This is a genomic window from Streptococcus taonis, from assembly GCF_029948085.1.
In the GTDB taxonomy this organism is placed as follows: Bacteria; Bacillota; Bacilli; order Lactobacillales; family Streptococcaceae; genus Streptococcus; species Streptococcus taonis.
This window is the reverse complement of sequence record NZ_JARZZP010000013.1, coordinates 29,476-52,181: the sequence shown is the minus strand read 5'-3', so window position 1 is coordinate 52,181 and position 22,706 is coordinate 29,476. Positions and strand designations below refer to the sequence as shown.

The 22,706-nt window shown below is 41.0% G+C and carries 14 protein-coding genes and 1 pseudogene; 14 read left to right on the top strand and 1 reads right to left on the bottom strand.

What is annotated here, in order from left to right:
* The first annotated feature begins 54 nt into the window (after window positions 1–54).
* From QEZ38_RS07840 to purB, 14 genes and pseudogenes are all read left to right on the top strand, one after another.
* Window positions 55–3,780: a phosphoribosylformylglycinamidine synthase gene (locus QEZ38_RS07840; protein ID WP_281335554.1), complete on the top strand. Its 3,726-nt coding sequence runs from the start codon at window positions 55–57 to the stop codon at window positions 3,778–3,780.
* Window positions 3,781–3,948: 168 nt separating this feature from the next.
* A complete protein-coding gene (gene purF, locus QEZ38_RS07835; protein WP_281335553.1) occupies window positions 3,949–5,388 on the top strand; it encodes an amidophosphoribosyltransferase in 1,440 nt (479 codons plus the stop codon).
* Between the two features lie 13 nt (window positions 5,389–5,401).
* Window positions 5,402–6,613: a PDDEXK-like family protein gene (locus QEZ38_RS07830; protein WP_281335552.1), complete on the top strand. Its 1,212-nt coding sequence runs from the start codon at window positions 5,402–5,404 to the stop codon at window positions 6,611–6,613.
* Window positions 6,603–7,625, top strand: a complete 1,023-nt coding sequence (gene purM / locus QEZ38_RS07825) for a phosphoribosylformylglycinamidine cyclo-ligase (protein ID WP_281335559.1) — start codon at window positions 6,603–6,605, stop codon at window positions 7,623–7,625. Before QEZ38_RS07830 ends, purM begins: the two co-directional genes overlap by 11 nt.
* Window positions 7,625–8,179: a phosphoribosylglycinamide formyltransferase gene (gene purN, locus QEZ38_RS07820; protein ID WP_281335551.1), complete on the top strand. Its 555-nt coding sequence runs from the start codon at window positions 7,625–7,627 to the stop codon at window positions 8,177–8,179. Before purM ends, purN begins: the two co-directional genes overlap by 1 nt.
* Before the next feature lie 44 nt (window positions 8,180–8,223).
* On the top strand, window positions 8,224–8,688 hold the full coding sequence (locus QEZ38_RS07815; RefSeq protein ID WP_281335550.1) for a GNAT family N-acetyltransferase: 465 nt from the start codon (window positions 8,224–8,226) through the stop codon (window positions 8,686–8,688).
* 1 nt (window position 8,689) lies between these two features.
* Window positions 8,690–10,237 carry a bifunctional phosphoribosylaminoimidazolecarboxamide formyltransferase/IMP cyclohydrolase gene (purH, locus tag QEZ38_RS07810; protein WP_281335549.1) on the top strand — a complete coding sequence of 516 codons (1,548 nt, stop codon included), beginning with the start codon at window positions 8,690–8,692 and terminating at the stop codon, window positions 10,235–10,237.
* Between the two features lie 121 nt (window positions 10,238–10,358).
* Window positions 10,359–11,624, top strand: coding sequence for a phosphoribosylamine--glycine ligase (gene purD, locus QEZ38_RS07805; RefSeq protein WP_281335548.1), 1,266 nt, complete (start codon window positions 10,359–10,361; stop codon window positions 11,622–11,624).
* 198 nt (window positions 11,625–11,822) lie between these two features.
* A complete protein-coding gene (purE, locus tag QEZ38_RS07800) occupies window positions 11,823–12,311 on the top strand; it encodes a 5-(carboxyamino)imidazole ribonucleotide mutase (RefSeq protein ID WP_281335547.1) in 489 nt (162 codons plus the stop codon).
* Complete coding sequence (gene purK / locus QEZ38_RS07795) at window positions 12,298–13,389, top strand: 5-(carboxyamino)imidazole ribonucleotide synthase (RefSeq protein ID WP_281335546.1); 1,092 nt, start codon at window positions 12,298–12,300, stop codon at window positions 13,387–13,389. Before purE ends, purK begins: the two co-directional genes overlap by 14 nt.
* 307 nt (window positions 13,390–13,696) lie before the next feature.
* Window positions 13,697–14,093: pseudogene (locus tag QEZ38_RS07790) on the top strand (SRPBCC family protein).
* Window positions 14,094–14,133: 40 nt separating this feature from the next.
* Window positions 14,134–14,931, top strand: a complete 798-nt coding sequence (locus QEZ38_RS07785; RefSeq protein ID WP_281335545.1) for a DUF6710 family protein — start codon at window positions 14,134–14,136, stop codon at window positions 14,929–14,931.
* A gap of 310 nt (window positions 14,932–15,241) precedes the next feature.
* Window positions 15,242–16,795 (top strand): nuclease-related domain-containing protein, encoded by a 1,554-nt coding sequence (locus QEZ38_RS07780; RefSeq protein ID WP_342760442.1) that lies wholly within the window; start codon window positions 15,242–15,244, stop codon window positions 16,793–16,795.
* Between the two features lies 1 nt (window position 16,796).
* Window positions 16,797–18,095: an adenylosuccinate lyase gene (gene purB / locus QEZ38_RS07775; protein ID WP_281335543.1), complete on the top strand. Its 1,299-nt coding sequence runs from the start codon at window positions 16,797–16,799 to the stop codon at window positions 18,093–18,095.
* A gap of 46 nt (window positions 18,096–18,141) precedes the next feature.
* On the opposite strand, the gene QEZ38_RS07770 is transcribed toward purB, so the two are convergent.
* The gene (locus QEZ38_RS07770; protein ID WP_281335542.1) at window positions 18,142–22,524 is read right to left on the bottom strand and encodes a G5 domain-containing protein; all 4,383 of its coding nucleotides are present in this window, start codon (window positions 22,522–22,524) and stop codon (window positions 18,142–18,144) included.
* Window positions 22,525–22,706 lie beyond the last annotated feature (182 nt).

The window sequence follows — 22,706 nt, the reverse complement described above, 5'->3', positions numbered from 1 at the left end:
GTTTTACTTGGTCCTCACTACAATCTTTAAGTAGAAATAGATAAAGGAAATAAAATGGATAAACGTATTTTCGTTGAGAAAAAAGCTGATTTTCGTGTGAAATCTCACTCTTTAGTAAAAGAATTAAAGCATAATCTTCAGTTGAAAACTTTGAATGATTTTCGTATCGTTCAGGTTTATGATGTCTTTAATTTGGCAGAGGACTTGTTTGCGCGTGCGGAAAAACATATCTTCTCTGAACAAGTGACCGATACTGTTTTGGATGAAGCGTCTGTGCAAGCAGACCTTGCTAACTATGCTTTCTTTGCTATCGAAAGCTTGCCTGGTCAATTTGACCAACGTGCAGCATCTTCACAAGAAGCCTTGCTTTTGCTAGGAAGTTCTAGTGAAGTGACAGTCAATACTGCTCAATTATACTTGGTGAACAAGGATATTGATGCGAATGAATTGGAAGCTGTTAAAAACTACCTCTTGAACCCAGTGGATTCTCGTTTCAAAGATATCACTGTTGGCATTGCGAAACAGGATTTCTCTGAGTCTGACAAGACCATTCCAAGTTTGGATTTCTTTGAAACTTATACAGCAGAAGATTTTGCACAGTATAAGGCCGAGCAAGGATTAGCCATGGAAGTGGATGACCTTCTCTTCATTCAAGATTACTTCAAATCCATTGGACGTGTACCAACTGAGACTGAGCTTAAGGTCTTGGATACTTACTGGTCTGACCACTGTCGTCACACAACTTTCGAGACGGAGTTGAAGAATATCGACTTCTCAGCTTCTAAATTCCAAAAACAATTGCAAGCGACTTATGACAAATATATCGCCATGCGTGATGAGTTGGGACGTACAGAAAAACCTCAAACCTTGATGGATATGGCGACTATTTTTGGTCGTTATGAGCGTGCCAATGGTCGTTTGGACGACATGGAAGTGTCAGATGAAATCAATGCTTGCTCGGTTGAAATTGAAGTGGATGTCAATGGTGTGAAAGAGCCATGGCTTCTCATGTTTAAGAACGAAACTCACAACCACCCAACGGAAATTGAACCATTTGGTGGAGCGGCAACTTGTATCGGTGGGGCTATTCGTGACCCATTGTCAGGTCGTTCATACGTTTACCAAGCCATGCGTATCTCAGGTGCTGGTGATATTACAGCTCCAATTTCAGCGACTCGCGCTGGGAAATTGCCACAACAAGTGATTTCTAAAACAGCGGCTCACGGTTATTCTTCATACGGTAACCAAATTGGTCTTGCAACAACCTATGTTCATGAATACTTCCACCCAGGTTTCGTTGCTAAACGTATGGAGCTAGGTGCCGTGGTCGGTGCGGCTCCTAAGGAAAATGTTGTCCGTGAAAAACCTGAAGCAGGTGATGTGATTATCTTGCTCGGAGGTAAGACTGGACGTGATGGTGTCGGTGGTGCGACAGGTTCATCTAAAGTTCAAACAGTTGAATCTGTTGAAACAGCTGGTGCTGAGGTTCAAAAAGGGAATGCCATCGAAGAACGGAAGATTCAACGTCTTTTCCGTAATGGGGAAGTGACCCGTCTGATCAAGAAATCAAATGACTTTGGTGCTGGTGGTGTCTGTGTGGCTATCGGTGAATTGGCAGATGGTCTTGAAATTGATCTAGACAAAGTGCCATTGAAATATCAAGGTTTGAACGGTACCGAAATTGCCATCTCTGAATCTCAGGAACGTATGGCTGTAGTGGTTCGTCCAGATGATGTAGACGCCTTCATTGCAGCATGTAACAAAGAAAATATTGACGCTGTTGTCGTTGCGACAGTGACTGAAAAACCAAATCTTGTTATGTACTGGAATGGCGAAACCATCGTTGATTTGGAACGTCGTTTCCTTGATACAAACGGTGTACGTGTAGTTGTGGATGCTAAAGTCGTTGACAAGGATGTCAAGCTTCCAGACGAACGTCAAACATCTGCTGAAACCCTTGAAGAAGATACTCTTGCAGTTTTGGCTGACCTTAACCATGCAAGTCAAAAAGGCTTGCAAACCATCTTTGATAGCTCAGTTGGTCGTTCAACAGTTAATCACCCACTTGGTGGTCGCTACCAAATTACACCAACGGAAGCTTCTGTACAGAAATTGCCAGTTCAACATGGCGTGACTCATACGGCATCAGCCATGGCGCAAGGCTTCAACCCTTATGTAGCCGAATGGTCTCCATATCATGGTGCGGCTTATGCAGTCATCGAAGCAACTGCTCGTTTGGTTGCTGCTGGTGCAAACTGGTCTAAGGCTCGCTTCTCTTATCAAGAATACTTCGAGCGGATGGATAAACAAGCAGAGCGTTTTGGTCAACCAGTAGCTGCTCTTCTTGGGTCCATTGAAGCTCAGATTCAACTTGGGTTGCCATCTATCGGTGGGAAGGACTCTATGTCTGGTACCTTTGAAGAATTGACAGTACCACCAACCTTGGTTGCTTTTGGTGTCACAACTGCAGATAGCCGTAAGGTCCTTTCTCCAGAATTTAAGTCTGCTGATGAAAATATCTATTACATCCCAGGTCAAGCTTTGGCACAAGAAATTGACTTTGATCTGATCAAGTCTAACTTTGCTAAGTTTGAAGCCATCCAAGCTGATCACAAAGTGACAGCAGCATCAGCTATCAAATATGGTGGTGTCCTTGAAGCTCTTGCCCTTGCAACATTTGGTAACCATATTGGTGCTACTGTAAGCCTTGAAAATATTGAGACTGCTTTGACAGCTCAATTGGGTGGATTCGTCTTCACATCTCCTGAAGAGATTTCAGGTGTTGCCAAGATTGGACAAACAACAGCTGACTTTACACTTGCTGTCAACGATGTAACGCTTGATGGAAACAAGCTTGACAGTGCCTTCCAAGGTAAATTGGAAGAGGTTTATCCAACGGAATTTGCACAAGCAACTGAGTTGGAAGAAGTACCTGCGGTGGCATCAGATGCTGTTATCAAAGCCAAAGAAACAGTTGAGACACCAGTGGTTTACATCCCAGTGTTCCCAGGTACTAACTCTGAGTATGACTCCGCTAAGGCCTTTGAAAAAGAAGGTGCAAAAGTCAACTTGGTACCATTTGTAACACTTAATGAAGAAGCTATTGTCAAGTCTGTTGACACCATGGTTGACAATATCGAAAAAGCTAACATTATCTTCTTTGCAGGAGGCTTCTCAGCAGCAGATGAACCAGATGGATCTGCTAAATTTATCGTTAATATCTTGCTTAACGAAAAAGTGCGTGCAGCCATTGATAGCTTCATCGAAGGTGGTGGTTTGATTATCGGTATCTGTAACGGATTCCAAGCTCTTGTCAAATCAGGTCTTCTTCCATACGGTAACTTTGAAGATGCAAGCAACACTAGTCCAACCCTCTTCTACAATGATGCCAACCAACACGTAGCTAAGATGGTTGAAACACGTATTGCTAACACGAACTCACCATGGCTTGCTGGAGTGGAAGTTGGTGACATCCATGCCATCCCAGTATCACACGGTGAAGGTAAGTTTGTCGTGACAGCTGAAGAATTTGCAGAGCTCCGTGACAATGGTCAAATCTTTAGCCAATACGTTGACTTCGAAGGTAAACCAAGCATGGATTCTAAATATAATCCTAACGGATCTGTCAATGCGATCGAAGGTATCACAAGCAAGAACGGTCAAATTATCGGTAAGATGGGACACTCAGAACGTTTCGAAGACGGTCTTTTCCAAAATATTCCAGGAAATAAAGACCAATATCTCTTTGCATCAGCGGTTAAATACTTTACTGGAAAATAGGCTTTGCAGATTTTCTGATAGATAACCATCAGTAATTGTAAAATCAAGTAAATCTAACTTACGACAATTGCAAATGATTTATTGTTGCGAGTGAAACGAGCTTCTACCGTATCATTCCGCTCTAGTATCGCTAAGGAATGATGCAGAAATGAAAATTAGGTATATAAAATGACATACGAAGTAAAATCTCTTAATGAAGAATGTGGTGTTTTTGGTATCTGGGGTCACCCAGACGCTGCCAAATTGACCTATTTTGGACTCCATAGTCTTCAGCACCGTGGTCAGGAGGGGGCAGGAATCCTCTCCAATGACCAAGGGAAATTGAAGCGTCATCGAGATATGGGGCTTTTATCAGAAGTCTTCAAAAATCCTGCGAATTTGGATAAATTGACAGGAACTGGAGCGATTGGGCACGTGCGTTATGCGACTGCGGGAGAAGCTTCTGTAGATAATATCCAACCTTTCCTTTTCCGCTTTCATGATATGCAGTTTGGTTTGGCTCATAATGGGAATCTGACCAATGCAGAATCTCTCAAGAAAGAATTGGAACAAAGAGGAGCAATCTTTAGCTCGACTTCTGATTCAGAAATCTTAGCTCACTTGATTCGCCGTAGCCACAATCCAAACCTGATGGGTAAAATTAAGGAAGCCCTCAGTCTTGTCAAAGGTGGTTTTGCTTATCTCTTGATGTTTGAAGATAAGTTAATTGCAGCGCTTGATCCAAATGGCTTCCGACCTCTGTCAATCGGGAAAATGGCTAATGGAGCAGTAGTGGTTTCATCTGAAACCTGTGCTTTTGAAGTAATCGGTGCTGAGTGGATTCGTGATGTGAAGCCAGGCGAGATTGTCATTATTGATGACAATGGCATCCAGTATGACAGCTATACAAACGATACTCAGTTGGCTATCTGTTCCATGGAGTATATCTACTTCGCACGTCCTGACTCTAATATCCACGGAGTCAACGTCCATACGGCTCGTAAGAGAATGGGAGCTCAACTGGCACGTGAGTTAAAGCATGAAGCAGATATTGTGGTTGGGGTACCAAACTCCTCACTCAGCGCAGCCATGGGCTTTGCCGAAGAATCAGGTCTGCCAAATGAAATGGGGCTTATCAAGAACCAATATACCCAACGAACCTTCATCCAGCCGACCCAAGAATTGCGCGAGCAAGGGGTTCGGATGAAATTGTCTGCCGTCTCTGGTGTCGTTAAAGGCAAGCGCGTGGTCATGATCGATGACTCGATTGTACGAGGCACAACATCTCGTCGTATCGTAAAATTGCTGAAAGAAGCAGGTGCTACAGAAGTTCATGTGGCGATTGCTAGCCCAGCTCTGGCTTATCCATGTTTCTATGGAATTGATATTCAGAGTCGTGAGGAATTAATTGCGGCCAATCATACGGTTGAAGAAACCTGTCAAATTATTGGTGCAGATAGCCTGACTTATCTTTCTATTGAGGGCTTGATTGACTCTATTGGTATTGAGACAGATGCGCCAAATGGCGGTCTCTGTGTGGCTTACTTTGATGGGAACTATCCAACTCCTCTCTATGACTATGAAGAAGAATATCGTAGAAGTTTAGAAGAAAAAACTTCATTCTATTAGAAAAGGGTTAGTGGTGAAAATAGAAAATAAAATTACTGAGTTTCTGCTGTACCTTGAAAAAAATTCGGAAAAAGATTTTTCAAGATGGTTAACGGGAGTTAATATTTTTGAAATTTTAGGGATAACTAGTGCTGAAATTCGTCATAGTCGGGTATTAGCTTGGTTGCTTGATCCCAGAGAAAGTCATAAATTGGAAGATAAGTTTTTCAAAAAAATATTGATGAAAGTGTTTGATAATAATCTATCTTTTGCAACAATTAAACCAACTGAAATAATATTGAAAGATTTCTCAAAAGCAGAAGTATATAGAGAAAGTAAAAATAATATTGATGTTCTGTATACAAATAAAGAACATCGAATAAATTTAGTTATTGAAAATAAAACTTTCACTTCCGACCATGACAATCAGTTGAGAAAATATAGAAAATTTATTGAAAATTCTTATGTTGGTTATCGTAATATATATATTTATCTGACACCAAATGGAGATGCACCGATAGATGCTGATGTTGAGGAAAGGCAATTTTGGAGTTTACTTTCATATCAAGATATTTCAGATATACTAGAAGAATTGTATGTGGATGAGGTTGATAATGAGAAAGTTTCTTACATTCTTAAAGAGTACAATGATAATATTAGGAGAAATATTTTGAATGATATAGAGTTGAAAGAGTTAAGTGCTGAAATTTATTTTAAATATAAAGAAGTTTTAGATCTTATTTTTGAAAACAGACCTGATACGCAGATGCTTCGTGAAAAATTAGTCGGTATTTTAAATTATCTAAATGAACAGGGAAATTTAATTTTCGATGAAAAATATTGTTCAAAAACTTTTTTACGTTTTAGAACAAGACGGTTAGATAATTTTATTGACAATGTTGTTAAAGAGGAAAATACAGAATGGTCTACTGGTTCAGCCTATTTTTATGAGATAACATATAGTAATTTTCAGACAGATGTTTATTTATCAATATCTAAAAAAAATTTAACAGACATACAGTCTCGGAAATTTAAACTTTTGACATTTGACAAATATAGTAAATATGGTTTTAATACTTCTAATAAATTTCTAAATTTTGATGCTTCAGATGAAAACTTGTTGTTATCTGAAGCAACTCAAACACTCATTGACTTTCTATTAGAAAATCTTCAACAAATAGATGAATTTGAAAAGGTATTTATTGAAACTTGGAATGAAAAGGAAAAGGAGAAAGATTATGTCTAAAAATGCATACGCTCAATCTGGTGTGGATGTTGAAGCGGGTTATGAAGTTGTTGAACGCATCAAAAAACACGTGGGACGTACAGAGCGTGCAGGTGTGATGGGCGCTCTAGGTGGTTTTGGTGGCATGTTTGACCTTTCAAAGACAGGTGTCAAAGAGCCTGTTTTGATCTCAGGGACGGACGGTGTTGGAACCAAGCTTATGTTAGCCATCAAGTATGACAAGCACGATACCATAGGTCAAGACTGTGTAGCCATGTGCGTCAATGACATCATCGCTGCAGGTGCTGAGCCCCTTTACTTCCTTGACTACGTAGCAACTGGTAAAAATGAACCAGCTAAATTGGAACAAGTCGTTGCTGGTGTAGCCGAAGGGTGTGTACAAGCAGGTGCGGCCCTCATCGGTGGGGAAACTGCTGAAATGCCTGGTATGTATGGTGAAGACGACTATGACTTGGCTGGATTTGCTGTTGGTGTTGCAGAAAAATCTCAAATCATCGACGGTTCAAAAGTGGCTGAAGGTGATGTGCTTCTTGGACTTGCTTCAAGCGGAATCCACTCAAATGGTTACTCGCTCGTCCGTCGTGTCTTTGCGGATTATACAGGTGAAGAAGTCCTCCCAGAATTGGAAGGCAAGAAACTCAAGGACGTTCTTTTGGAACCAACTCGTATCTACGTTAAGGCTGTCTTGCCACTCATTAAGGAAGAGTTGGTCAACGGGATTGCCCATATCACAGGTGGTGGTTTCATCGAAAATGTACCACGTATGTTCGCTGATGACTTGGCTGCTGAAATTGATGAAAGCAAAGTCCCAGTTCTTCCAATTTTCAAAGCTCTTGAAAAATATGGCCAAATCAAACACGAAGAAATGTTTGAAATCTTCAACATGGGGATTGGTCTCATGCTTGCAGTAAAACCAGAAAATGTGGAACGTGTCAAAGAACTTCTCGACGAACCTGTCTATGAAATCGGTCGGATTGTCAAGAAGACAGATGCAAGTGTGGTGATTAAATAATGGCTAAAAAGATTGCTGTTTTTGCCTCTGGCAACGGCTCAAACTTTCAGGTGATTGCAGAACAATTTCCAGTAGAATTTGTCTTTTCAGATCATCGGGATGCCTATGTACTTGAGCGTGCAGAGAATCTTGGGGTATTATCCTACGCTTTTGAACTCAAGGAGTTTGAAAACAAGGCAGACTATGAAGGAGCCATCGTCGATCTCTTGGATGAACGCCAGATTGACTTGGTTTGTCTTGCAGGCTACATGAAAATCGTCGGTCCAACCTTGCTAGCAGCTTATGAAGGCCGTATCATCAATATTCACCCAGCTTATCTCCCCGAATTTCCAGGTGCTCATGGTATTGAGGATGCTTGGAATGCAGGCGTTGACCAGTCTGGCGTGACTATTCACTGGGTGGACTCTGGTGTTGATACCGGTAAGGTTATCAAACAAGTCCGTGTGCCACGCCTTGAAGGGGATACCCTTGATACTTTCGAGACTCGCATCCACGAAACAGAGTACAAACTTTATCCAGAAGTATTGGAACATTTGGGAGTGGAGAGTAGATAAAAAGTAAATCAAGTTTTGATTATGCAATATTGCTAGGAGAAAAAATGATTGAGATGAAATTAGTAGATGAGAGCAGTTTTCAGGCAGTGCTGGATTTGAAAATATCTGACGCTGATGAACGAGCACGTTTCGTGGCTCCAAATGTACGCTCTTTAGCTGACGCATGGCTCTACCGAGAGAATGGGGATGTGTTTCCAATGGCAATCTATTGGAATAAGCTTGTAGTTGGTTTTCTCCTGTTGGAAATAGATAAGGATGAAGCGGAATACTTTATCTGGAGGATAATGATTGGCCAGCAGTACCAAGGAATAGGTTATGGACGAAAAGCCTTGGAAGTTTTGATCAAAAAGGCTCAGATGGATAGCACTTGCAATCATATTATCGCAGATTATGTGGTTGGAAATGAAAAAATGAAGCACCTACTGACTAGTTTGGGTTTTCAGGAAACAGGATTTATAGAAGAAAATAACGAAGTCGCTATGCGCTTGGATCTAAAGAAAGAGGAATAGAATGACGAAAAAGGCCTTAATCAGCGTCTCAGACAAAGCGGGCATTGTAGAATTTGCCCAAGAACTTAAAAAACTTGGTTGGGATATCATCTCTACAGGTGGGACCAAGATTGCCCTTGACAATGCTGGGGTGGACACCATTGCCATCGACGATGTGACTGGTTTCCCAGAAATGATGGACGGTCGTGTCAAGACTCTCCACCCAAATATCCACGGAGGGCTTCTTGCTCGTCGTGACTTGGATAGCCACTTGGAAGCGGCTAAGGACAACAAGATTGAATTGATCGACCTTGTTGTGGTCAACCTTTACCCATTCAAGGAAACGATTCTTAAACCAGATGTGACTTACGCTGATGCGGTTGAAAACATCGATATCGGTGGGCCATCTATGCTTCGTTCAGCAGCTAAAAACCATGCCAGCGTGACGGTTGTGGTAGATCCTGCGGACTATGCAGTGGTCCTTGACGAATTGGCAACAAATGGTGAAACTACTTATGAAACTCGCCAACGTTTAGCAGCCAAGGTTTTCCGTCACACAGCAGCTTATGATGCCTTGATTGCAGAATACTTCACAGCTCAAGTGGGTGAAGCAAAACCAGAAAAACTCACTTTGACCTATGACCTTAAGCAACCAATGCGTTACGGTGAAAACCCTCAACAAGACGCTGACTTCTACCAAAAAGCTTTGCCAACGGATTATTCGATTGCATCAGCGAAACAGCTCAACGGTAAGGAATTGTCCTTCAACAATATTCGCGATGCAGACGCTGCTATCCGTATTATTCGCGATTTCAAAGAACGTCCAACCGTTGTGGCTCTCAAACATATGAACCCATGTGGGATTGGTCAAGCTGACGATATCGAAACTGCTTGGGATTACGCTTATGAGTCTGATCCAGTGTCTATCTTTGGTGGTATTGTCGTTCTCAACCGTGAAGTAGATGCTGCGACAGCTGAGAAGATGCACGGCGTTTTCCTTGAAATCATCATCGCACCAAGCTATACGGATGAAGCGCTAGCTATTTTGACCAACAAAAAGAAAAACTTGCGGATCCTTGCCTTGCCATTTGATGCTCAAGACGCTAGCGAAGTAGAAGCAGAATACACTGGTGTTGTTGGTGGTCTCCTCGTTCAAAACCAAGACGTGGTCAAAGAAAGCCCAGCTGACTGGCAAGTGGTGACTAAACGCCAACCAACTGAGACAGAAGCGACAGCTCTTGAGTTTGCTTGGAAGGCTATCAAGTATGTCAAATCAAATGGTATCATCGTGACCAATGATCACATGACACTTGGTGTTGGCCCTGGGCAAACCAATCGCGTGGCTTCAGTTCGTATTGCTATTGACCAAGCTAAAGACCGTCTTGACGGCGCTGTTCTTGCTTCAGATGCCTTCTTCCCATTTGCGGATAACGTGGAAGAAATCGCCAAAGCAGGTATCAAAGCTATCATCCAGCCTGGAGGCTCTGTCCGTGACCAAGAATCCATCGAAGCTGCTGATAAATACGGCTTGACTATGGTCTTCACAGGAGTAAGACATTTTAGACATTAAGAAAATGAAAGGGAAGAAAACAGTTTCTTTCCTTTTTTTGATTAAAAAGCTGAACGAAACAAGATTAAAGCGAACGTTTGTGGTATAATGTTATTAAATAATTCGCAAAAGAGGTTGAGAGATGAAACTGTTAGTTGTTGGCTCAGGTGGTCGTGAGCATGCGATTGCTAAGAAGTTATTAGAGTCTAAAGACGTTGAGAAAGTTTTCGTGGCTCCTGGGAATGACGGGATGACATTGGACGGTCTTGATTTGATCAACATCGGAATTTCCGAACATTCTAAGCTGATTGACTTCGTAAAAGCGAACGATATTGCTTGGACCTTTATCGGTCCAGATGATGCCCTTGCGGCTGGTATCGTGGATGATTTCAATGCGGCTGGACTCAAAGCTTTTGGTCCGACAAAGGCTGCTGCTGAGCTTGAGTGGTCCAAGGATTTTGCTAAGGAAATCATGGTCAAATACGACGTTCCGACAGCAGCCTATGGCACATTCTCAGATTTCGAGGAAGCCAAGGCCTACATCGAGGAAAAAGGCGCTCCAATCGTCGTCAAGGCAGACGGTTTGGCCCTTGGGAAAGGTGTCGTCGTTGCGGAGACAGTGGAGCAAGCAGTCGAAGCTGCTCACGAGATGCTTTTGGACAATAAATTCGGTGATTCAGGTGCGCGTGTGGTTATCGAAGAATTCCTTGACGGGGAAGAGTTTTCTCTCTTTGCCTTTGTCAATGGAGACAAGTTCTATATCATGCCAACGGCTCAGGACCACAAACGTGCTTATGATGGCGACAAGGGTCCTAACACTGGTGGGATGGGTGCCTATGCACCAGTTCCTCACTTACCACAGAGCGTGGTTGACACAGCGGTTGACACCATTGTCAAGCCAGTTCTTGAAGGCATGATCAAAGAAGGTCGTCCGTATCTTGGTGTCCTTTACGCGGGGCTAATCTTGACAGCTGATGGACCGAAAGTCATCGAGTTCAACTCTCGTTTTGGAGATCCTGAAACGCAAATCATCTTACCTCGTTTGACATCTGACTTTGCACAAAACATCACTGACATTTTGGATGGCAAAAAGCCAGCCATCACTTGGACGGACAAGGGTGTGACACTAGGTGTGGTTGTAGCCTCAAATGGCTATCCACTCGCTTATGAGAAGGGTGTCAAGCTTCCAGCTAAGACAGAAGGTGACATCATCACTTACTATGCTGGTGCCAAATTCGCTGAAAATGGCCAAGACCTTCTCTCAAACGGCGGACGCGTCTACATGCTGGTCGCCACAGCAGACACCGTCAAAGACGGCCAAAACATCATCTACAGCCAACTCAACAAACAAAACACAGAAGGCCTCTTCTATCGAAATGACATTGGAAGCAAAGCGTTAAAAGATTAACAGATACTATATTTGACAATGGCGAGCGAAAGCGAGCCAAAGTAAGATAATGGTCGCCGTGGTGAAAAGACCAGAACAGTGAATGTTCTGGTCTAGGGAAAATTTGAGACTTGGGCTCAAATTTTAGGAATGAAATCGAAGGTTTGCTTCCGTCCCCACCACCTAAGACCATTATCAAAAAAGAAAAGGATATTAACTATGAAACCAGTAATTTCCATCATCATGGGCTCAAAATCTGACTGGGCAACCATGCAAAAAACAGCAGCAGTTCTAGACCGCTTCGGTGTAGCCTACGAAAAGAAAGTTGTTTCCGCACACCGTACACCAGACATCATGTTCAAACATGCGGAAGAAGCACGTAGCCGTGGCATCAAGGTCATCATCGCAGGTGCGGGTGGTGCAGCTCACTTGCCAGGGATGGTCGCTGCTAAGACTACACTTCCAGTCATTGGTGTGCCCGTCAAATCACGTGCGCTTAGTGGCGTGGACTCGCTCTATTCTATCGTACAGATGCCAGGTGGTGTGCCTGTTGCGACAATGGCTATCGGTGAAGCAGGTGCGACCAATGCGGCCCTCTTTGCCCTTCGTCTCCTATCAGTAGAGGATCAGGCTATCGCGATAGCTTTGGCAGATTTTGCTGAAGAACAAGGAAAAATCGCAGAGGAGTCTACAAATGAGCTCATCTAAAACAATCGGAATTATTGGAGGCGGTCAGCTTGGTCAGATGATGGCCATTTCTGCTATCTACATGGGTCACAAGGTTATCGCGCTGGATCCTGTGGCGGATTGCCCAGCCTCTCGCGTGGCGGAGATTATCGTGGCTCCTTATAATGATGTGGACGCTCTTCGCCAGTTGGCGGAGCGTTGCGATGTCCTCACTTATGAGTTTGAAAATGTGGATGCCGACGGTTTGGATGCTGTTATCAAGGATGGGCAACTCCCTCAAGGAACGGACTTGCTCCGCATTTCTCAAAATCGCATTTTTGAAAAGGACTTTCTCTCAAACAAGGCCAAAGTAACCGTTGCACCTTACAAGGTTGTGACCTCAAGTCAAGACTTGGTAGATATCGACCTATCGAAAAACTATGTCCTCAAGACGGCGACCGGTGGTTACGATGGCCATGGTCAGAAGGTCATTCGTTCGGAAGCAGACTTGGAAGAAGCCTATGCACTAGCTGATTCAGCAGACTGTGTCTTGGAAGAATTTGTCAACTTTGACCTTGAGATTTCTGTCATCGTGTCAGGAAATGGCAAGGATGTGACAGTCTTCCCTATTCAGGAGAATATCCATCGCAACAACATTCTTTCAAAAACTATTGTACCTGCTCGCATTTCTGAAAGTCTAGCAAACAAAGCCAGAGCTATGGCAGTGCGAATTGCTGAACAACTGAACCTTTCTGGAACTCTTTGCGTGGAAATGTTTGCGACTGCTGACGACATCATTGTCAATGAAATTGCACCACGTCCACACAACTCTGGGCATTACTCTATCGAAGCTTGCGACTTCTCGCAGTTTGACACCCATGTTTTAGGCGTTCTCGGAGCACCATTGCCAGCAATTCACTTTCATGGACCAGCTGTCATGTTCAATGTCCTCGGCCAGCACGTCGAGGCCGCTGAAAAATATGTCACAGAAAATCCAAGCGCCCACCTCCACATGTATGGTAAAATAGAAGCGAAACACAACCGCAAGATGGGACATGTGACTTTGTTTAGTGATGTGCCAGATAGTGTGGATGAGTTTGGGAAAGGGATTGATTTTTAGGTGAAAATAGCAATTTTAGGGCTTGAGGTACTGATTCCATACAAAGCTGGTAATTTCTTTGGTTAACCTCATCCAGTCACTGTGCTTTGCTTTAGTAGATGATCTCATATTTATTAAAGTGCTAGATATTGCTTCCACAATGATGGTTATAGTGTTTATATTTGCAATTGCTTATGGAATGTGGGATATATCAATGAAAAAAGAGCTCAGAATTCCATTCATGTAGCAACTGGCGTATGTACCAATCTATGTTGATTTAGTATCAAACTATTCGTAAAAATAGTGTTGATAATTAAGAGTAGAAATAGTGGTAAAATCTAATAGGAAAGCGAGTTTTTCCTGGTCTATTGATAAAGTTTGGGAATGTGTGACTGATTTATCAAATCAAACTTGGAGAAGTGATCTTGGTCGGTTTGAAAAAATAGATGACAGTCACTTTATTGAATACACTGAAAATGGTATCCAGACAAATTTTAAGGTAAAAAAGGTTGACTTACATAAGCGTTGGGAACTTGAGTTTGAAAATAAAAATCTCCAAGGAACTTGGCTAGGACGATTTGATTATAAGGATGGACAAACGGTTCTGTATTTTACAGAAGATATTACTGTTAAAAATATCCTACTGACATCATTTGCTTGGTTCTATTTAAAAAACAAAAAAACAGTATTTCCTTGATTTGGGAAAAGCACTACAAACTAGATAATGAGAAGTAAACGGAGATTTATAGTATCTAGGAGGAAATAGTGTTAAATTTCTTAAGAAAATTATTTAGCAGTATACAAGGATCAAAAAGTGTGATTGATTATAAAGGTTATAAAAATAAATTTACAAACTATATGAATATGGTTGAAGGCTGTAGTAAAAATGAAGACAGAGTGAGAACAGCTCAAAATCTGTTGATGGTTGTGGTTGAGTATCTAAATTTTGATGAGGCTATTCAAGCAGTTGAAACTAATCATGAAGCACAAGATAATTCTTTGATTGAAGACATTTATAACGAAATTGTATACGAAATAGATTTAACTATTAATGAGATTATCTGCCGAAGCATACATCCGGATGATGCGAAATATTATAAAAACAAAACAATTCGAGAGCAAGGGCCGATTGAAATAATGGTGAAGGAGTTGCCTATTTTGTTAAATCCATGGAATTCAAACAGAATAATAAGTAATCTCGATACAATAAATAATCAAAATCCTTTTTATGGGGATCGCTACAGTTACAATATAGAGAATCACTATGTATATCCAATGGATATTGCGATTTGTAATGGAGCTAATCATTCGCAGTTTGCGGCAAGAATGATTAATAAAGGAAATACTGTTATTAAAGAAGTGAGGGATTATTCTGTTCTATATGATCATGTTTACTTTGATGGAAAAGATTATAGAAATAAAGAAGGTCATTTAATTATTAGCTTAGATTATAATAAAAAAGTAATTTTCTATTCAGGGGTTATTTTTGAGTTGGGGCGGTTTTTGCTTGACGCTGATTATCATAGATTTGAAGAGACGAGGAAGACTGCTTTAGGCCTTTAGCTTTTTAATAACAAACTTACTACAATGAAGTAAGTATTTATTAATAGTGTATGGTTGCAATTCAAATAAATATCAATAAACTTGCACAAAAAGAGAGTTGTAAGTACTGGAGAAATAGAATTTTATAGTTAAGTATAAGAGGCTCATTGATCAGTATTTGTATTGTTATAGGAGAATCTGCACTTGTTATTGAGTATCGTTTTCAAAAGTATATTGTATTATTTATTATTAGCTATAGAAGTGGATGGTTTAAGTGAAATACAGTAAGTGTTATGAGTTAGTGAAAATTTTTTATAGAAGCATTGTAAAGATATTTGAAAACTTTAAAAGAAGGATTAGGAGTCAAGAAAGGTATCCTAAAAGTCTAGAGGACATAGAGAAAGAGATATACCAACTTAGTAATATTGATGATATTCTGAATTATATTTTAAAGTACTATAATATTTATTATTCAATAAATAAATTAAATACTGTGATGAATTTAGCTATTATTCAAAGAAAGCGAGAATCAAATTCACAATTTTCACTGAAACTTATGGTTCAGTTATATGTATACATATTATTGAAGTATAACGGAGAGTCAAAGAAGGATGTAGTTACTTCAGATGAAATTGAAATTTTCTTTTTATTCATAAATGTCCTTCAAAATAATATATCTAATAACCAAGTGGAACAGTCAATACAAGATAGAAGGAGCGATAGTTTACAAAGTTATCTAAGCTACCATTTTGATTTTCGAAAAGAACTTTGGGAGTATTATGAAATATGTAGGATGTTTGATAATGAAGCAAGAAAACAATATGGATTTTCAATTTACGAAAATTTTGACAAGTTATTATATATAATCTGTAATGTTAAATCTCGCCTAGATGGATTAGTGTGTAGTTGTAGCCAATTTTTAGATAGAGAGTTGGATGAAATCTTTGGGGATATTGATTATAGTAAATTATTTATGACTGCTTCAAAAAATATGGAAGTAAGATATTTGACCTCTTCTATACAAATATTAGGGGGTTCTATTGGGATTAAAAGGAATTTGACATATTTTTTACCTGCATCAGAACATATTCTATCTAGTATTGAACAAAAACTAATTTCTTCTTCAAATAATAAAGGAGACATATTAGAGAAGGAATTAAAAACTATTTTGGAAAATTATTTTGATGTTGATAATGTTTATCAATCTTTATATTTAAAAACTAGTAAAAAAGAAGAACAAGATTTCATTGTTATTTCAGGTAACAATATCCTATTAATAGAATGCAAGGCTAGGGATTTTAAAGAGATTCCGTTTAATCAAAAAATGTCAGAGGAGCGTCGCCAGCAGCTGTTTAAAAAAGTGGTATTGGCAGCTTCTGAACAAGCTGATAGAGCTAAGCAATATATCCTTAATAATGAAATTGCAATATTCACTGATAAAAAGGGGAGTACTGAGCGACTTAGAATTGAAAATATAAAATCTAAAAAAATATATAAGGTAGTCGTAACATTAGATGATTACTATAAATTATCTGAAATGGCAATAGATTATTTTAAAGGTAGGAATAGAAATGATTTGATTGACACATGGATTGTAAATTATTTTGATTTCCAAAAGATAATCTGGCATAGTGGAATAGAGAAGATATTTGATTATATATCTTATAGGACATCTGGAATTGAAACTATACGTTCTATTCAAGCTAGTGAGATAGCACAGTATGGATATTATATCAGTCCTAACTATAATTTTATCCCACCTAATGGTTACAATATTGAAGTTAACATAATGGGACGATTTGAAAATTGGTCACTACCTTTCGAAGAAAGTAAAAATGAACTTGTTTTAAACGACATTATATTTAAATATCAAAAGGAGAAATAACATGATCAACCGTTACTCTCGCCCTGAGATGGCGAACATTTGGAGTGAAGAAAATAAATACCGTGCTTGGCTTGAGGTGGAAATCTTGGCTGACGAGGCATGGGCTGAGTTGGGGGAAATCCCTAAGGAAGATGTGGCTTTGATTCGCGAAAAGGCGGACTTTGACATCGACCGTATTTTGGAAATTGAGCAGGAGACGCGTCACGATGTGGTGGCTTTCACGCGTGCGGTTTCTGAGACGCTTGGTGAAGAGCGTAAGTGGGTTCACTATGGCTTGACTTCTACTGACGTGGTGGATACGGCCTACGGTTACCTCTACAAGCAGGCCAACGACATCATCCGTCGTGACCTTGAAAACTTCACCAACATCATCGCTGACAAGGCTAAGGAGCACAAGTTCACCATTATGATGGGTCGTACCCACGGTGTGCACGCTGAGCCGACAACTTTTGGTCTTAAATTAGCAACTTGGTACAGCGAAATGAAGCGCAATATCGAGCGTTTCGAGCATGCGGCTGCTGGTGTGGAAGCTGGTAAGATTTCTGGTGCGGTTGGTAACTTTGCTAACATCCCAACATTCGTTGAAAAATACGTCTGCGATAAACTTGGTATCCGTGCTCAAGAAATCTCTACACAGGTCCTTCCTCGTGACCTTCACGCTGAGTACTTTGCGGTTCTTGCTAGTATCGCGACTTCAATCGAACGTATGGCGACTGAGATTCGTGGCTTGCAAAAATCTGAACAACGCGAAGTAGAAGAATTCTTTGCCAAAGGGCAAAAAGGTTCATCTGCAATGCCTCACAAACGCAACCCTATCGGTTCTGAAAACATGACTGGTCTTGCGCGTGTTATCCGTGGTCACATGGTCACAGCTTACGAAAATGTGTCCCTTTGGCATGAGCGTGATATCTCTCACTCATCAGCTGAGCGCATCATTGCACCAGATACAACCATCTTGATTGACTACATGCTCAATCGTTTTGGAAATATCGTCAAGAACTTGACGATCTTCCCAGAAAACATGATCCGCAACATGAACTCTACATTTGGTTTGATTTTCAGCCAACGTGCTATGCTTACCTTGATTGAAAAAGGCATGACGCGTGAACAAGCTTACGACCTTGTTCAACCAAAGACAGCTCAATCATGGGATAACCAAGTAGACTTCAAACCACTTCTTGAAGCAGATCCAGAAGTGACTTCACGCCTCACTCAAGAAGAAATCGACGAAATCTTTAACCCAACTTACTATACCAAACGTGTGGATGAGATCTTCGAACGCATCGGTTTGGGTGACTAATAATCACAATAAAAAGCGAGACTTTTGTCCCGCTTTTTATTTGTGCTTAATCTTTTTTCTTGCTAAGTCCGTAAGCTGTGAGAGCTGACATAAGACCAGTAGCAATTAACCATTCTGAGCCTTGAGTTCCTGTTTCAGGTAGTTTTTTCTCTTTTGCTACAGGAGCTGGACCTTGAGGAAGAGCTTTATTTTCCTTAGCAGGAACAGTTGCTGGAGCTGGCTCGCTTGGGATTTCTAGTGTTGGTTTTTCTTCAGCGATAGCAGCTTGACCATGTTCATCGCCGACGTGAGTGATAGGGTTGCCCACTTCAATCACTTGAGCGACAGGTTCTTGCGCCACGACACTTGTAACCAATGTTTTAACTTCAGTTCCGTCAGCAGCAGTAGTCACAGAGTAGAAATGGCTACGACGACCGTTTACACCTTCAGTCACGATACGAGATTGTCCTTTAGGTAATTGATTACTTTCACGAGTGATGGTTGTAAATGGAATTTCTTCATTTTGGATGTCAACTCTCGGTTTGTTTTCAGCAATAGTAGCTTGTCCCTTTTCATCCCCAAGGTGAATAACAGGGTTCCCCACTTCTACCACTTGAGTGACAGGTTCTAGGCTTACTTCACTGCTTACTAGAGTTTTAACTTCAGTTCCATCAGAAGCCGTAGTTACAGAATAGAAATGACTTAGACGACCATTTACACCTTCGGTCACGATACGAGATTGTCCTTTAGGTAATTGATTAGTTTTGCGAGTGATGGTTGTGAATGGAATTTCTTCATCTTGGATGTCAACTCTCGGTTTGTTTTCAGCAATAGTAGCTTGTCCCTTTTCATCCCCAAGGTGAGTGACAGGATTTCCTACTTCAACCACTTGAGTAATCGGTTCTAGGCTTACTTCACTGCTTACTAGAGTTTTAACTTCAGTTCCATCAGCAGCCGTAGTTACAGAATAGAAGTAGCTGCGACGACCGTTCACTCCTTCAGTCACGATACGAGCTTGTCCCTTAGGTAACTGATCGGTTTCACGAGTAATAGTTGTAAATGGAATTTCTTCGTCTTCAATCACAACACGTGGTTTTGCATCTGCCACAGGAGCAACTCCTTCTTCGTCGCCGACCTGAGTGACAGGGTTTCCTACCTCTACCACTTGAGCGACAGGTTCTACTGTTACCTTAGAATCAAGGAGAGTTTCATGTGCTTCACCATTTTCAGTTACGACAGAAAGGTAATTTGTACGTTCTCCTTTGACACCGACAGTGATGACTTTCTCTTGTCCTGCTGGAAGGTTAGGATTTTCTTTCTTAACAATCTCAAACGGAATTTCTTCTGTCTTAACAAGAAGCTCTGGTCGGTTTTCAACTGCAGCAGCAGTTTCGTTTTCATCAAGACTTCCTGAGTGAGTTGCGGCTGGCTTAAGCCCTAGTCTAGCAGCTTTGAGATTAGCTACAAGTGTGTCCAATTCAGCTTGTTTGTTACGATTGAGGTTGTAGTTAAGAGCGTCTTTAGCAGCCTTGAGAGCGTCGAGGCTTTCTGTGCTATATCCTTCTAAGTTTTCAGGGATTTGAGCAAGTTCTTCGCGTAGCGCTTTGTAGTCAGCACGGAAGTAGTCTTTGTTGTGATCTGCAAAAGCAGTCATGAGTTCAAAGATTTCTTCTTCCTTGTATTCTGCGCTTGGTCTATCAGCCCAGATAGCTAACATACTACCAACAGTAGGTAGATCAACTTCAGGATATTTAGTTGATGCTAGTTGGTTAAATGGAGTTTTTTCAGTATTTTCAATAGCTTTCTTGAGGAAGCCACCACCATCTTCTGGTTTTTGACCGAGAATGTAGTACCAATCTCCATTCGTGTTAAGGAATTTATAGCCTTTGCTTGCTAGATATTGAGGAGACGCAAGGTTGTAACCCCACCAGCCTTTAGACCAGTAAGAGATGATAACGTCTTTATCAAACTCGACATCGTCCTTGTCTTCGTAGTAGAAGCCATCGTTAAAGGCCATTGGTTGAAGACCTTTTTCTTTAGCCATGGCAGCTAGGCTATTAGCGTACTCAGCAAATTTACCGTAGAGGCCATACCACTTGAGGTAGTACCAACCTTGAGCATTGGTAGCGTCATTAGCATACTCATCTGTACCATAGTTAAAGATTTTAGTCTTACCAGCAAAGAAGTCCATGTACTTGCCGATAAGGGCTTTTGTAAAGTTCATCGCTTCTTCGTTTTCAAGGTCCATAGTTGTTTTTGAAACCTTGTCAAAGTTGGCTTGAGGGTTTGCGATGCCTAATTTTTCCATAGCGACAAGCATAGCATCCATGTGACCTGGGCTATTGATAGCTGGGATTAGTCCAATACCTTTGTCCTTAGCATACTGGATAAGCTCAGTGATTTCAGCTTGGTTCAAAGTAGTTCCATTAGGATCGTCGTAGTAAGATTTTGTTCCTTCGATGATGGCCTTTTTCACATCGTCGCTTGCATAAGTCTTGCCGTTTGCAGTGATCGTCATGTCATCCAAGAGGAAGCGAAGTCCATCATTTCCAAGGAGGAGATGAAGGTCAGAGTAACCAAGTTCGCTGGCTTTATCTACGATACGTTTGAGTTGGTCTAGCGTGAAGTATTTACGACCAGCATCGATAGAGATGACCTTGTTCTTAGCTAGTTTTTCAACTTCGCGTTTAGCATCTTCTTCTTTTTGAGCTTCTGGAGTGAAGGTCAAGTTGCTAACAGCTTCTTGGAGTTTTGCGATCGCTTGATCAATAGTATCTTGTTGAGCACGGCTGAGGTTGCTATCGAGAGAACGGATGTCTTTTTCAGCTTCTTTAACGGCTGCAATACTTTCTTCTGTGTAGCGAGTAAGGTCTGTTGGCACTTCTTTCAAAGCTTGTTCAGCAGACTCGTAATCAGCAGCGAAGTATTCAGCATTTGAGTTTGCGAATTGACGCATGAGTTTGAAGAGACGAGATGGAGAGTAGCGAGCAGATGGAGTATCAGCCCAAGCAGCTACCATACCACCGATAATAGGAACGTCAGCTCCTTCAGTTTTTGGTACAGAAGTAATCGGTGTACTCTTAATACCGTTCAATCCTTGATCTAGGTTATACCACCCTTGTCCGTCAGCATTACGGCCGAGAACGTAGTACCATGCATCATTAGTGTTAAGGATTTCGTGTCCTTTTTCAGCTAGTAATTTAGAAGAAGCGACATCGTAACCGCCCCAGCCACCAGTCCACATAGAGACGATGATGTCCTTGTCAAAGGTACCAAAACTTGTATCGCTATTATAGTAGATACCGTCGTTGAAGGCCATAGGTTTTAGACCGTGAGATTTGACGATACGAGCTAGGTCATTAGCATAGGCGATGAATTTATCATAGCCCTTGTCTGGGAATCCATCTTCTGGATACCATTTATAGGCTTGAAGTACGCTCCATCCTTTAGCATCCGTAGCATCGTTAGCGTACTCATCCAAACCGATGTTGAAGATTTCAGATTTACCAGCAAAGTAGCCTGCATACTTGTCAATCAAAGCTTTTGTGAAGGCAACTGCTTTTTCATTGTCAAGGTCGACAGTACGTGCTGATTCTTTACCAAAATAGTTAAAGTTAGGCTTTTCAATACCCAGTTCTTTCATGGCATTGAGGATAGCATCCATATGACCTGGGCTATTGACTGTTGGGATAAGTCCAATTCCTTTATCCTTGGCATAGTTAATCAAGTCGGTCATTTGGCTTTCAGTTAGATGATTGCCGTTTGGATCGTTGTAGTAGGCGTTTGTTCCGTTTTCAACAGCGCGTTTGACATCGTCGCTGGCATAAGTCTTGTCCCCTACAGTTAGAGACATATCATCAAGCATAAAGCGCAAGCCATCATTGCCGACTAGGAGATGAAGATCAGTGTAACCATAGTGTTTAGCTTTGTCGATGATTTCTTTCAATTGTTCAGGAGAGAAGTATTTACGCCCTGCATCGATTGAAACGATTTTCTTTTTAGCTAGTTTTTCATTGACTTGAGCTGCTTTATCTGTAGCGACTACAGGAGCTTCAACTTTAGCAACTTCTTTGTTTTCTGCCTTTTCTGGTTCTGGCTGCTTAGCTTCTTCAGTTATTTCTGGTTTTGCTGGAGTTTCTTCGGTTGCAACAGTTTTTTCTACGACAGGTGCAGGAGTAGCTTCAACTTTTGGTGCTTCAGTGTTTGTTACAGGTGTCGCTGGAGCTGCAGGAGCTACGGCTTCTGGTGTAGGACTAGTTTCAAGTTTTTTTTCGCTGGCCTGTGGAGACGATTCACCTGTAGCTTGGATAGTAGGTTGATTCTCTGTTGTAGTAGGTACGACTCCATCAGCGGCAACAGCTTGCGCATGAAAGGCAAGGCCGATCAAGACAGAAGCGGCTCCGATTGCGTATTTACGAATAGAGAAACGCTGTTTATTTTCTGGTTTCATTAAATAACCTCCTAATTTATTGTTTTGGTAGCGTTTTCACAAACTGATTCCATTGTATTATCTGAATCTAGTAAAGTCAAGTATTTTAATAAAATACCTATAAAAAATATAAGAAGTTATTTAATTTGAACTGCTTTTCAATTTTTGCTCTGTTTTTAGTAAAATTTCTCCAAATTATAGTT